Annotated in this window: 12 protein-coding genes; 10 read left to right on the forward strand and 2 right to left on the reverse strand. The window is 35.0% G+C overall.

Annotated features, from left to right (window positions below; translation table 11 throughout):
* Positions 1 to 20: 20 nt before the first annotated feature.
* Complete coding sequence (locus KKQ79_RS10520) at positions 21 to 707, forward strand: response regulator transcription factor (RefSeq protein ID WP_069800018.1); 687 nt, start codon at positions 21 to 23, stop codon at positions 705 to 707.
* A 54-nt stretch (positions 708 to 761) separates the two neighbouring features.
* On the opposite strand, the gene KKQ79_RS10525 is transcribed toward KKQ79_RS10520, so the two are convergent.
* Positions 762 to 1277: an SPOR domain-containing protein gene (locus tag KKQ79_RS10525; RefSeq protein WP_213190100.1), complete on the reverse strand. Its 516-nt coding sequence runs from the start codon at positions 1275 to 1277 to the stop codon at positions 762 to 764.
* Between the two features lie 180 nt (positions 1278 to 1457).
* Here KKQ79_RS10525 and KKQ79_RS10530 point away from each other — a divergent pair, with 180 nt between their 5' ends.
* The 8 genes from KKQ79_RS10530 to KKQ79_RS10565 all read left to right on the forward strand — a co-directional run bounded on the left by KKQ79_RS10530 (position 1458) and on the right by KKQ79_RS10565 (position 11597).
* Entirely contained in the window at positions 1458 to 2801 is a 1344-nt protein-coding gene (locus KKQ79_RS10530) for a c-type cytochrome (protein ID WP_213190101.1), read from the forward strand.
* A 22-nt stretch (positions 2802 to 2823) separates the two neighbouring features.
* Positions 2824 to 5859, forward strand: coding sequence for a TAT-variant-translocated molybdopterin oxidoreductase (locus KKQ79_RS10535; protein ID WP_213190102.1), 3036 nt, complete (start codon positions 2824 to 2826; stop codon positions 5857 to 5859).
* A 20-nt stretch (positions 5860 to 5879) separates the two neighbouring features.
* Positions 5880 to 7277, forward strand: coding sequence for an NrfD/PsrC family molybdoenzyme membrane anchor subunit (nrfD, locus tag KKQ79_RS10540; RefSeq protein WP_104793141.1), 1398 nt, complete (start codon positions 5880 to 5882; stop codon positions 7275 to 7277).
* Positions 7264 to 7785, forward strand: a complete 522-nt coding sequence (locus KKQ79_RS10545) for a DUF3341 domain-containing protein (RefSeq protein ID WP_213190103.1) — start codon at positions 7264 to 7266, stop codon at positions 7783 to 7785. The genes nrfD and KKQ79_RS10545 overlap by 14 nt, the downstream gene beginning before the upstream one ends.
* Positions 7778 to 8470 carry a c-type cytochrome gene (locus tag KKQ79_RS10550; protein ID WP_213190104.1) on the forward strand — a complete coding sequence of 231 codons (693 nt, stop codon included), beginning with the start codon at positions 7778 to 7780 and terminating at the stop codon, positions 8468 to 8470. The genes KKQ79_RS10545 and KKQ79_RS10550 overlap by 8 nt, the downstream gene beginning before the upstream one ends.
* A 15-nt stretch (positions 8471 to 8485) precedes the next feature.
* A complete protein-coding gene (locus tag KKQ79_RS10555) occupies positions 8486 to 9820 on the forward strand; it encodes a quinol:cytochrome C oxidoreductase (RefSeq protein ID WP_213190105.1) in 1335 nt (444 codons plus the stop codon).
* Positions 9821 to 9895: 75 nt separating this feature from the next.
* Entirely contained in the window at positions 9896 to 11044 is a 1149-nt protein-coding gene (locus KKQ79_RS10560) for a DUF6694 family lipoprotein (protein WP_213190106.1), read from the forward strand.
* Positions 11045 to 11060: 16 nt separating this feature from the next.
* The gene (locus tag KKQ79_RS10565) at positions 11061 to 11597 is read left to right on the forward strand and encodes an adenine phosphoribosyltransferase (protein ID WP_104793136.1); all 537 of its coding nucleotides are present in this window, start codon (positions 11061 to 11063) and stop codon (positions 11595 to 11597) included.
* A 6-nt stretch (positions 11598 to 11603) separates the two neighbouring features.
* Here the strand turns inward: KKQ79_RS10565 and KKQ79_RS10570 are convergent, their stop codons facing one another.
* The gene (locus tag KKQ79_RS10570) at positions 11604 to 11783 is read right to left on the reverse strand and encodes a hypothetical protein (RefSeq protein WP_213190107.1); all 180 of its coding nucleotides are present in this window, start codon (positions 11781 to 11783) and stop codon (positions 11604 to 11606) included.
* Positions 11784 to 11832: 49 nt separating this feature from the next.
* Here KKQ79_RS10570 and KKQ79_RS10575 point away from each other — a divergent pair, with 49 nt between their 5' ends.
* Positions 11833 to 12744, forward strand: coding sequence for a potassium channel family protein (locus KKQ79_RS10575; protein ID WP_250131232.1), 912 nt, complete (start codon positions 11833 to 11835; stop codon positions 12742 to 12744).
* Positions 12745 to 12803: the final 59 nt, after the last annotated feature.

Here is a 12803-nt window from a genome sequence, read left to right on the forward strand (position 1 = left end):
AATAAAAAACACCAAATATTATGAGTAACAGAATCTTATTAGTAGAAGACGACCAAAGTTTCGGAGCGGTACTTAAAGATTATTTAAGCATTAACAACTTTGATGTAACCCTTGCTATTGATGGCGAATTAGGGCTAAAAGAATTCACAGAAAAGGAATTTGACATTTGTATTTTCGATGTCATGATGCCCAAAAAAGACGGCTTTTCACTAGCTGAAGACGTGAGAAAAATAGACAAGAATACTCCCATTATATTTTTAACAGCAAGAAACCAGCGTGAAGACGTTTTAAAAGGCTATCAAATTGGCGCAGATGATTACATCACAAAACCATTTGACACCGAATTACTTTTATACAAAATCAAAGCTATTTTACAAAGAAGTGCAGTAGTAGAAGACGAAGAACAAGAGCAATTTAAAATTTCTAACATGTTTTTCGATTCAGTTTTAAGACAATTACGAGTAGGTGATAATGAATATAAACTTTCGCCAAAAGAAAACGAATTACTAAAATTGCTTTGCCTACACAGAAATGATTTCATGCCAAGAGATTTAGCATTAAGAAAAATCTGGAAAAAAGAAAATTATTTCACGGCAAGAAGTATGGACGTGTACATTGCTAAACTGAGAAAGCTCCTAAAAGACGATGAAGGATTAGAAATCATCAACGTGCATGGAGAAGGATTCAGACTTTTAGTAAAAAATTAAATAAAAAAATCCACCAAAATTTTGGTGGATTTTTGTTATGCTAATGTGTGAAAATTATTTTGCTTCTACACAGAAAACTCTGTATTGTACTGCAATTGCAGCAGGGAAATAACTTCTAATTCTTGCTAAATCGCCACTAGCAGATTGCTTACTGAAATAGCTTCCTACCAAAACCTTATAATTAGGTCTTAGCGAAGCATCAGTTTCTGCTTTCATATTTGGGAATTTTGTGCGGAAATAAGATTTCACTTTGTTGGCTTCCTCATTACTTTTTACAACCGCCACCTGAATTTTGTAACCTAAAATTCTAGGATTATCTCTACAGATTTCAGCATTTGTTTTAGGTTTCGTCGAAATTTCTACTTTCGGAGCTTCATTTTTGTTGGCTTCTTCCTCTTTAATCTTATCACATTTCCCTTCTAAATCCGTTAAAAGCTCATTTACTCTGCTATCCATAGAAACTTTCAACTCCGTTCTATTATGTGTTTCTTTTTTCTCAACTACCTGAGCATTAGAGATATTAAAACTTAAAAAAGCTAATAATGATAGTATTTTTATTACGTTTTTCATTAAAATTATTTTTGACAAAGTTAATACAAATAAAAATTATACCAATCTTTCTTATTTAGAACAATTATAAATTAAAAAAATTTGATAAAATACATACAAACCTTCTGTTAATATTGTGTTAAAGTATTATTTTTGCGGAATTGAATGTAAACTCAATAGTATTAACCCAAGATTATTTAAATGATTAGTTGGAGAAAGCATTACAAGAGAGTGTTGTTAGCATGTAGTTTGCTCTTAACAACCAGTGCTTCTATTTACGCTCAAGATCTTAAAGGTGACGCTAAGAAAGGAGAAACCCTTTTTAAAACCAATTGTTCTGCGTGTCACGCGCTAGACAAACAAATGGTAGGCCCAGCTTTAGGAGGCGTAGTAGACAGATTAAAAACGGAACAAAATTTAGGTGTAGATTGGTTCCAAAAATGGATTAAAGATAACAAAGCACTTAGAGCTTCTGGCGATAAGTATGCGAATGAAGTCTTCGAAAAATTCAACAAAGTAGAGATGACTCAGTTCCCTAATCTGACAGATCAGGATATTGCAGATCTTCTAGAATACACCACTAATCCGCCAAAAGCAGAGCCTGCTGCAGCAGAAACTGATGTGAATTCACCAGAAGCCATCAAAGCTGCTCAAGATGAAAAAAACAATTCATCTGCTCTATTAATTTCTTTAGCCGCAGTTGGAGGATTACTTCTTTGGTTACTCTTCAGATTAACCCAACTCGTAAATTTACACAGAAAATCTGGAGAAATTTCTGCTCTAGACGCTACAAGAATCAACTCAATTGGCGAATTCTACGAGAAGTATAATACGCTAGGTAAAGCATTAATGGGATTATTAGCCCTATTAGCACTTTACGGAATTTGGAACTGGCTAATGTGGGTAGGTGTATACAAAGGTTATCAACCAGAGCAACCTATTTACTTCTCTCACAAAATTCACGCTGGTGAGAATAAAATTGATTGTCAATTATGTCACTCAAGTGCTAAGTATGGTAAAGTATCAGAAATTCCTTCTGTAAACGTTTGTATGAATTGCCACAAAGGTATTTCAGAATACAAAGGAAAATACATAGAAGAAGGAAAATCTAGAGAATTCTATACTGCAGAGATTAAGAAAATCTACGAAGCTGCTGGTTGGGATGAAGGTTCACAGTCTTACACAGGAAAAACTAAACCAATCGAGTGGGTGAGAATTCACAATATGCCAGATTTCGTATACTTCAATCACGCACAACACGTGGTAGCTGGTGAACAAACCATCATCAAAGCTAAAAAAGTAGACGTAGTATGTAAAGCTTGTCACGGTCAAGTTCAAGAAATGGACAAAGTACAAATGGCAAATAGCTTCACAATGGGATGGTGTATTGATTGTCACAGAACTACAGAAGTAGACATGACAAACGGTTATAACAAAGAATACTACCAAAAACTTCACGACAAGTTGAAAAAACAATACGGTGGAGAAACTAAAATGACCGTAGATGCTATTGGTGGTTTAGAGTGTGGTAAATGTCATTATTAATAACAGAAAATTAGAAGTATAAATGGCTTCAAATAAAATACAATTCAGAAGTATTCATGAACTTAAAGACCAATCGCTTAATGCGAAATTGGCTCAAAAAGAATTTCAAAACGAAATTCCTGTAGATGAGTTCTTGGGTGATGCAGAAAAAATGAACAATTCTGGGACTTCTAGAAGGGATTTCTTAAAATTATTAGGCTTCTCTACAGCTGCAGTTACTCTTGCAGCGTGTGAAGCACCAGTAATCAAAACAATTCCTTACGTGGTAAAACCACACAGTATTATCCCAGGAATTCCTAATTATTATGCATCTACCTATTTTGACGGGTTTGACTTTGCTAGTGTTTTAGTAAAAACTAGAGAAGGTAGACCCATTAAAATTGAACCGAATAAAACTGCAAATGATCTAGGTAAAACAAATGCTAGAGCTCAAGCAAGTGTATTGTCATTATATGATAATGATAAAATTAAACAACCAAAACTAGACGGTAAAGACGAAACTTTCGACAAAGTAGATTCTGTAGTTCTAGAAGCACTAACTAAAGCTCAAGCTGAAAACAAGAAAATTGTAGTTCTTTCTCATTCATATCCTTCTCCTACATTCAAGAAATTATTCGGAGAGTTTAAAGCTAAATATCCTAATGCAGAATTAGTAACTTACGATGCTTACACGTATGCTGCTGCATTAGACGCTGCTCAAGAAGTTTTCGGTAATAGAGCATTACCAGTTTACGACTTATCAGCTACTGAATTAGTGGTTTCTTTCCAAGCAGATTTCTTAGGAGATTATAACGCAAATAGCTTAGAAACATCATACGCAGCTGCTAGAAAACCAGGAGCTAACATGCTTAGACATATTCAAGTAGAATCTAACATGTCTCTTACTGGTGCTAATGCTGATACGAGAATTAAGCAAAAACCTTCTGCTGTAAATAAAACATTAGTAGAAGTTTATAACGCAATCGTAGGAGGCGGTACTTCTGATAAAGTAGCTTCTGAAATTGCTAAAGAATTACAAGCTAAAGGAAACAAAGCGGTAGTTTTTGCTGACGGTTCTAAAGCTTCTTATGTTCTGGCACACTTAATCAATCAAAAATTAGGTTCTGTAGCTTTCACTGGAAAAGCAAACCTATTAAAAGAATATGACAACGCAAGATTTAACGAGTTTTTAACTTGGGTAAATGCTGGTCAAGTTGGTGTTTTAGTTGCTAACAAAGTAAACCCAATCTATTCTCACGCAAAAGGTGCAGAATTCAAAAAATCATTAAGCAAAGTAGGAATTGTAGTTGCTGTAGCTGATAAGAAAAATGAAATTGCTCAAGCAGCAAAAGTAGTCATTCCAGCAGCACACTGGTTAGAATCTTGGGGTGATATTGCTCCTCAAACTGGTGCGTATTCATTAATGCAACCTACTATCCAAAAAATATTCAAATCTAGACAAATTGAAGAATCACTTCTTGTTTGGATAAACGGAAAAGGATTTACGCCTAACTACTATGAATATTTAAAAGCCAATGCTGCAACAATTCTTAATGGAACTTCATTTAACCAAGCACTTTATAATGGTTTTAATGCAGGGAACATTACAGGAGCTCTATCTTACACAGGTGGAGATGCTGCAAAAGCAGTTTCAGAATTACAAGGTTTCAAAGCTTCTAAATTAGAACTTGTACTTTATACCACTACTGCAATGGGAGACGGTACTCAAGCCAATAACCCTTGGTTACAAGAGTTACCAGATCCAATTACGAGAATGGCTTGGGATAACTACCTTACTATCTCTCCAGCAGATGCTAAAGAATACGGCATAGAGAATGAATTAAACGCTAGAATGCAGTTAGATGGTACTGTGGTAAATCTTACTGTAAATGGTGTGAAATTAGAAAACGTTCCTGTTTTCATTCAGCCAGGTCAAGCAGAAGGTTCATTAGGTCTTGCTTTAGGTTATGGTAAAAAAGACTCAGGTAAAGTAGCTGAAACAGGTGTAAACGCTTATCCTCTATTTGATGGGTATAATACTGTAGTATCTAATGTTTCTATTGAAAAATCAGGAGCAGATGATCACGAATTTGCAGGAGTACAGCTTCAAAATACATTAATGGGTCGTTACGAAATCGCTAAAGAAGTAACACTAGATACTTACTTAAACGAAGACGTAAACAAGTGGAATAAGCCATTAACTATGGAAACATTACAAGGAACATTACCTATGGGTAAAGTAGACCTTTGGGATGCTTTCGATGATACTGATGGGCCTCACTTTAATCTTTCTGTAGACCTTAACTCATGTATCGGTTGTGGAGCTTGTATCATTGCTTGTCAAGCAGAAAACAACGTACCTGTAGTAGGTAAAGAAGAGGTAAGAATGTCTAGAGATATGGCTTGGCTAAGAATCGATAGATATTACTCTGCTAAAGAAAAAATAGAAGTAAAAGAAGGTTTAGACAAAGGACTAGACGTTCCTAACCTTTATGATATATTAATTGAACCAAACGAAAGTCCTGATGTGATTTTCCAACCAGTAATGTGTCAGCACTGTAATCACGCTCCTTGTGAAACAGTATGTCCTGTTGCTGCAACTTCTCACGGTAAGCAAGGTCAAAACCAAATGGCTTACAACAGATGTATTGGTACAAGATATTGTGCAAACAACTGTCCTTACAAAGTAAGAAGATTCAATTGGTTTACTTATAACTTGAATGATAAGTTTGACTTCAACATGAATAACGATTTAGGAAGAATGGTTCTAAATCCAGATGTTGTAGTAAGAACTAGAGGGGTAATGGAAAAATGCTCGATGTGTATCCAAATGACTCAAGCTACAATTCTTGAAGCTAAAAAAGAAGGCAGAAGAATTGAAGATGGAGAACTTAAAACAGCTTGTTCGCAGGCTTGTTCTACTGGAGCACTTAAATTTGGTGATATGAATGACAAATCATCAGAAGTAAGAGCATTATTCAATGACAAGAGAAAATATGTATTGCTAGAAGAAGTGGGTACTAAACCAAACGTATTCTACCATACAAAAGTGAGAAACAGAAAAGAAAACAACGTTTAAATAATATAAATAGGTAAAAAATGTCAGGACATTACGAAGCCCCTATTAGGGAACCGCTAATTATTGGTCACAAGACTTATCACGATATCACCGAAGATATTGCAAGACCTATCGAAGAAAGAGCCGGAAAACTCTGGTGGATTTCTTTTTGGGCAGCTCTAGTTCTATTTGTATACGGTTTTGGATGTATTGCTTACACCATTGGTACCGGTATCGGAGCTTGGGGACTAAACAAAACCATTAACTGGGGTTGGGATATTACTAACTTCGTTTGGTGGGTAGGTATTGGTCACGCAGGAACCTTAATCTCTGCAGTATTGTTATTATTTAGACAAAGATGGAGAATGTCTGTAAACCGTTCTGCAGAAGCGATGACGATTTTTGCAGTTGTACAGGCTGCTATCTTCCCAGTAATTCACATGGGTAGAGTTTGGGTAGGATATTGGGTATTCCCTTTGCCAAACCAATTTGGTTCTCTTTGGACTAACTTTAACTCTCCACTACTTTGGGACGTATTTGCAATCTCTACTTACTTCTCTGTATCTACCGTATTCTGGTTCATGGGATTAATCCCAGACTTTGCGATGATTAGAGATAGAGCAAAAACGCCTTGGACTAAAAAGATTTATACATTCCTAGCATTCGGTTGGGGTGGTAAAGCAAAACACTGGCAAAGATTCGAAGAATTATCTCTTGTATTAGCTGGTTTAGCAACACCACTTGTATTCTCAGTACACACCACGGTATCATTTGACTTCGCAACTTCAGTAATCAAAGGATGGCACTCTACCATCTACCCTCCTTACTTCGTAGCAGGTGCGATTTTCTCAGGATTTGCAATGGTACAAACCCTTCTATTAGTTGCTAGAAAAGTAGCACACTTAGAAGATTATATTACCATGTATCATATCGAAATTATGAACATCGTAATCATCGTAACTGGTGGTATGGTAACGGTAGCATATGGTGTAGAATACTTCATCGGTTGGTACTCAGGAAGTAGATATGAAGACTTTACATATTTATCTCCAGGTGCTGCTACTGGTCCTTACTGGTGGGCATTCTGGGCGCTAATTATCTGTAACTTAGTTGTTCCTGCTTCTTTCTGGTTCAAAAAATTAAGAACGAATATTATTTGGACTTTCTTCGTAGCATTAATCATCAACATCGGTATGTGGTTTGAAAGATTTGACATCATTGTGATCAACCTTTCTAGAGACTATTTACCAGGTTCTTGGACGATGTTTAAGCCAACGATTATAGACGTAGGAGTTTATTTAGGAACAATTGGTTTCTTCGGAGTATTATTCCTATTATACGCTAGAACATTCCCTGTAATTGCACAGGCTGAATTGAAGACTATTTTGAAAATTTCAGGTGAAACTTATAAAGCAAAAGAAGGAGATGAGCACCACTAAAAGAATATATGGACTTTATGGCGATGACGACGATTTAATGAACGGCGTTAAAGCTTTCAGAGATAAAGGTATTGAAATTACCGAAGTGTATACTCCATTCCCAGTTCACGGGCTAGATAAAGCTTTAGGTCTTAAGAAAACTAGAATTTCAGACGCAGCTTTCATTTATGCTTGTTATGGTGTTACCATTGGTGCTTTAGCCACTTGGTATATGATGAATCATGACTGGCCACAAAACATAGGTGGTAAACCAGCTTTCTGGTGGGCTCATAACATGCCTGCTTTTGTAGTTCCAATGTTTGAATTAATGGTATTCTGTGCTGCACACATGATGTCTCTTACTTTCTTAGTAAGAAATAAAATGTATCCTGGAGCTGCTCCTCAGAATCCAGATCCTAGAACTACGGATGATAAGTTTATGATGGAGTTTGTGTCTGACGATGTAGAAACCATTAAACAGATGCTGATTGAAACAGGTGTAGAAGAAATAACTGTAAAAGATGCGTAATATGAAAAATATTTTAAAAATAACAACCATCTTGGGAATCTCAGTTATCGCGCTGAATTCTTGTGGACCAAAAGATAATCCGCCATTAGTTTACTTTCCGGATATGTATTTCCCCGTAGCTTATGATCCAATGATTAAAACTGCTAGTAAAGCAGATGGACATTATGTAAGCAAAGAAAATGAAATCCCGGCTTTTGTAAATAACTACGGCTCTACTCTACTTTCTCCTGTAGAAGGTACGGTTCCTCAAGACAAGGAAGGAATTTTGCCAGAAGATAAAACTCCTAAAAATGTAGAAGAATATACTGCATTTTATGAAGAGTCAAAAAGTGTTACCGTTTCTCCTCTAGATCCTAAAAATAAAGAAAAAGATTTAGCAAGAGGTAAAAAATTATACGAAATGACTTGTGCAGCTTGTCACGGTGTGGCTGGTGATGGACAAGGTCCAATTGTACAAAGTGGTGCATATTCTGGTGTTCCAGCTTACAAAGACAGACAGATTACAGTAGGAACTACTCATTATGTAATTGTAAACGGAAGAAACTTAATGGGATCTTACGCTGGTCAATTAGCTCCTGCTGATAGATGGAGAGTAGCAATGTATGTAATGAGCGCTTTCAAAGCTGATGCTGTAGCTCCTGTAGCTGCTGCTGATGCAACTACAACTCAAACCAATACTAAATAATAAAAACAGAAAAAAATGTATAGTTTTTCACCAAAATTAAAATTGTATTCTATTATACTGATAGTTGTTGGATTGGTACTATTCGGTATTGGCTACCTATTAAATCATGGGTTAAATGAGTCTGCAATTCAGACAATGATGGATAATGTACACCATGGTACAGAACATCATACCCCAATGAACTCTTCAGAATTAGTAGGACCTCAAGATAATGCCGCACACTTAGAACATGCTACGCATCAGATTCATAATACACCGTTCTCGGCTTTATTAACTGCTGCTATGTTATTCTTCGGAATTTCTGCTTGTGCTTTATTCTTTTTATCAATTCAGCATGCAGCTCACGCTGGTTGGTCTGTAATTGTAACAAGAGTAATGGAAGCGGTATCTTCATTCATTCCAGTAGGTGGGATTATTTTATTAATCTTAACTTTCCTAAACGTAGGTGGCATTGCTCATTTATATCACTGGATGGATCCAGATTTAACAAATCCTAATTCTCCAAACTTTGATGTTATCCTTTACGAAAAATCAAAATTCTTAAATATACCTTTCTATGTAGTGAGAATCATTATCTATGTAATTGGTTCTTGGTTCTTTGTTTGGAAAATTAAGAAAGTTTCTAAGAGATTAGACGAAACTAAAGATAGAAAAGATTACAAAGCATTATACAACTGGAGCGTAGGTTACATAGCATTCTTCGGATTTGCTTCTGCAGCTTGGGCTTGGGATTTCTTAATGTCTATTGACCCTCACTGGTATTCTACGCTTTACATTTGGTATTCTATGGTATCTACTTTATCTAGTGCTGTTGCAGTAATCATTATTGTTGCAGTTTACTTAAAGAAAAAAGGAGTTTTACCACAGTTTAATGATAATCACTTACATGATTTAGCTAAATTCTTATTTGCTACTTCAATGTTATGGACTTATTTATTCTTTGACCAATTCATGCTTTACTGGTATGCAAACATCCCAGAAGAAGTAAGATATTTCTTCGATAGATTTGCTTACTACAAGTACACTTTCTTACCAATGCTTATTATTAACTTCTTATTACCACTATTGGTATTAGTAAGTTCTAGCATCAAGAGAAATTACAAAGTAGTAACTACAATGGCTGTTTTAGTAATTCTAGGTCACTGGTTAGATTTCTTCAACATGATTATGCCAGGAACAGTAGGACCTTTCTGGAACAATGCATACACATTCTTATTAGTAGTAGGTGCATTCTTATTCATGGTAGGTTTATTCGTTTTAGTAGTAATGTCTGCATTATCTAAACTTAAATTGATTCCTGAAGGAAATCCTCTAGTAAAAGAGTCTAAAATTTTTGAATATCCTTTCTAATTTCAGAAAGAAACATCATATAAATCCCAACTTATTGTTGGGATTTTTTTATTTTTGTATATAAATATTCATTTTATGAAACGTTTCCTTTTTCTAAGCATATTTTCATTGCTTTTTTTAATCGGTTGTAAAAAAGATGCAGTAGATGCAAGCAGTACAAAAGCCTTCCAAGAAAGTATCAATGACATGTCTTCTTCGCTTCCCACTATTAAACAAATTAAGTTTAATGAAGCTCTTTATATTCTAAAAACCTTTGGTGTAGATGCAGAAGGTGATATCGAAGAACTGAAAGCTCTTGGCAAACTTCTAGAAGGAAAAAAAGTGCCAGAAATTTTTGCAATGGCAGACAAAGTAGCACAAGAAAACGGCATCAACTGGGCAAGTACAGCTCCTCCTTCATTAGGTGAAATGAATATCTTCCAAAATATTACACCATCTGAAACAGATGTAAATGATGTTGCCGCAAATTCTTTGCAAATTACAACCAGTGAAGTTTCTGTAGATAGTATTTTAGGACCAAAAGCTTTACAAATCGTTCCAAGATTATTAGATGCAGCAGGAAATAAAGTAGATTTCGAAAATGCAGCCTTAGAAACCACTTTAGAAGTTTCTAGCCAAGGAGTAAAACTTTTGACTTCTAAAAATTTAATGCAAAACAATCAATTCAAAGGATTTTTCATGAGATTTTCTTCTCTTCCTCAAGAAAAAGTAATAGACAATAAAATTGACATAAAAGTTACTGTAAAAACTTCTAAGAAAACCATTCAAATGACCAAAATGGGTGTAGATGTAAATCCTAACGCTCTTTTGATGCCTCAAAGCTCAGAAAATCCAGAAAATCTTGAAGGAACTCCAGAAGAAAATGCTACGGGAACAGATTCTCCAAAAGTAATTGGCGATCCTAAAAATACCGTTGTGAATTTCTTAAGCAACTTAAACAGTCAGAATTTAAAAGCAGCTTACAGTCAATCAGAAAACCCGAATTGGGGTTCTTATGAAACATTTGCCAATCCTACGTCTGGTTTTGGAACCGTAAAAAGTGTAGACGTAAGCAATGTTTCTACTAAAGCGAATGCCAATAACACTGCAAGTGTAAATGCAACGTATACCGTAACAGATAAATCTGGAAACGCAACTTCACTTGACGTTTCTTATGGCTTAAAAGCTACAGAGACAGGTTGGAAAATTACCAGCTATAAAATCAATTCTTCTCAAAAAAAATAAATTAAAATCCCATAAAATGGCAACGCAAGATTTAATCGCTAGATTAGAAAGCACAATTCAGAATATTCCAGATTTCCCAATCGAAGGAATACAATTCAAAGACATTACGCCCATTTTCTTAAATCCTAAATTATACGAAGACGTAATTGCAGATTTAGTAGAATTCAGCAGAGGAAAAGTAGATGTAGTATGCGGAATAGAAAGCAGAGGCTATCTCTTCGGAATTGCAATTGCTGTTGCCCTAGAAGTTCCATTTATTTTAATTAGAAAAAAAGGGAAACTTCCTCCTCCATTTATTTCAGAAAAATATGATTTAGAATACGGAACTGCCGAAATAGAAATGCGCACGAACCAAATTCAACCAAATCAAAGAGTTTTGATTCACGACGATTTATTAGCAACTGGCGGAACAACTGAAGCTGCTGCTAAATTGGTTGAAAAACAAGGCGCAAAAGTGACGCAATTCAGTTTTTTAATTGGTCTTAAAGATTTACACGGCGAAGATAAACTGAAACAGTTTGACGCTGAAGTGTACAGTATTTTGAACTACTAATTTTAATTATTTTTTTCTCCATTTTGCAATTTTCAGCTCATATTTTTGATGATGAAAAGCATTGTAATATATTTTTCTCAAATCGTCAATCATAACTGTAATTTTTGTAAATTTATACAAGAATTCATTGACAATGAATAGGTTTTCGGCATTATATAAAAGAATATTAATTTTAGTAGTCTCCATTCTCATTTTTGTCTTATTGGGAGCATTAGCACTTATGTATTCTGAGAAAATGAGATTACTAGACGCCATTTGGTACAGCATTATGACGCTCACAACCGTAGGTTTTGGAGTGCCTGATAATTTCTCAGATTTAGGAAAAATCATTACTATTTTTTTAATGCTTTTCGGTGTGGGAGCTGTGCTTTATGGTTTAACAGCACTTGCATTAGAATTTTTTAACGGAAATTTCGCCAAAGAATACAAACAAAATCTCATCAAACGCAATATGAAAAATTTAGAAAATCACATCATCATTTGTGGTTTCGGGAGAAATGGCAGACAAGCCGCCAGAAAACTTATTCTCCACAAAAAACCTTTTGTTATTATTGACAAAAAACCGCTAGAAAATAGAGATGATGAGTTCCGCAATACTATTTTTATCCACGGAAATGCGGTAGAAGATGAAATCTTGATTAAAGCTGGAGTAGAAAAAGCCAATGGAATCATCGCTTGTTTACCATCTGATGCAGATAATCTTTTTATTGTAATCAGTTCCAAAGAATTGAATCCAAAAATTAAAGTCATCAGCAGAGCTTCTAACAGCAGTACCATCAAAAAACTGAAAACAGCAGGTGCCGAAAATGTAATTATGCCTGATAAAATTGGTGGCGAACACATGGCTTCTCTTCTTATTACGCCAGATTTGGTAGAATTTATTGACAATATTGTGTTGGAAGGCACCAAAAAAATTAACGTTTTAGAAATTTATACGGATAAACTTTCCAAAGAATTTATCGGCAAAAAATTAGAGGAACTAAAAATTTTCCCAAAAACAGGTTGTAAAATTGTAGGCTACAAAGACGTTCATGGAGAATACATCATCAATCCTGACGAAAGTAAACTCATAGAACCGAATAGTTGTATTTTCATTCTTGGGCAACCTCATCAGATTGAAAACCTACAAAACATGTATCCTCAATAAGACAAATATTTCTCATAAAAACCCTAACTGAAAACCACTGAAAATAAATATTGTATATC

The organism is Cloacibacterium caeni (genome assembly GCF_907163125.1).
Classification (GTDB): Bacteria; Bacteroidota; Bacteroidia; order Flavobacteriales; family Weeksellaceae; genus Cloacibacterium; species Cloacibacterium caeni_B.

What these genes read in the sequence shown, in the direction of transcription:
- KKQ79_RS10520 (WP_069800018.1), top strand. Translation starts at nt 21, where the DNA reads ATGAGTAACAGAATCTTATTAGTAGAAGACGACCAAAGTTTCGGAGCG.
- KKQ79_RS10525 (WP_213190100.1), bottom strand. Translation starts at nt 1,277, where the DNA reads ATGAAAAACGTAATAAAAATACTATCATTATTAGCTTTTTTAAGTTTT.
- KKQ79_RS10530 (WP_213190101.1), top strand. Translation starts at nt 1,458, where the DNA reads ATGATTAGTTGGAGAAAGCATTACAAGAGAGTGTTGTTAGCATGTAGT.
- KKQ79_RS10535 (WP_213190102.1), top strand. Translation starts at nt 2,824, where the DNA reads ATGGCTTCAAATAAAATACAATTCAGAAGTATTCATGAACTTAAAGAC.
- nrfD (WP_104793141.1), top strand. Translation starts at nt 5,880, where the DNA reads ATGTCAGGACATTACGAAGCCCCTATTAGGGAACCGCTAATTATTGGT.
- KKQ79_RS10545 (WP_213190103.1), top strand. Translation starts at nt 7,264, where the DNA reads ATGAGCACCACTAAAAGAATATATGGACTTTATGGCGATGACGACGAT.
- KKQ79_RS10550 (WP_213190104.1), top strand. Translation starts at nt 7,778, where the DNA reads ATGCGTAATATGAAAAATATTTTAAAAATAACAACCATCTTGGGAATC.
- KKQ79_RS10555 (WP_213190105.1), top strand. Translation starts at nt 8,486, where the DNA reads ATGTATAGTTTTTCACCAAAATTAAAATTGTATTCTATTATACTGATA.
- KKQ79_RS10560 (WP_213190106.1), top strand. Translation starts at nt 9,896, where the DNA reads ATGAAACGTTTCCTTTTTCTAAGCATATTTTCATTGCTTTTTTTAATC.
- KKQ79_RS10565 (WP_104793136.1), top strand. Translation starts at nt 11,061, where the DNA reads ATGGCAACGCAAGATTTAATCGCTAGATTAGAAAGCACAATTCAGAAT.
- KKQ79_RS10570 (WP_213190107.1), bottom strand. Translation starts at nt 11,783, where the DNA reads ATGGAGACTACTAAAATTAATATTCTTTTATATAATGCCGAAAACCTA.
- KKQ79_RS10575 (WP_250131232.1), top strand. Translation starts at nt 11,833, where the DNA reads ATGAGATTACTAGACGCCATTTGGTACAGCATTATGACGCTCACAACC.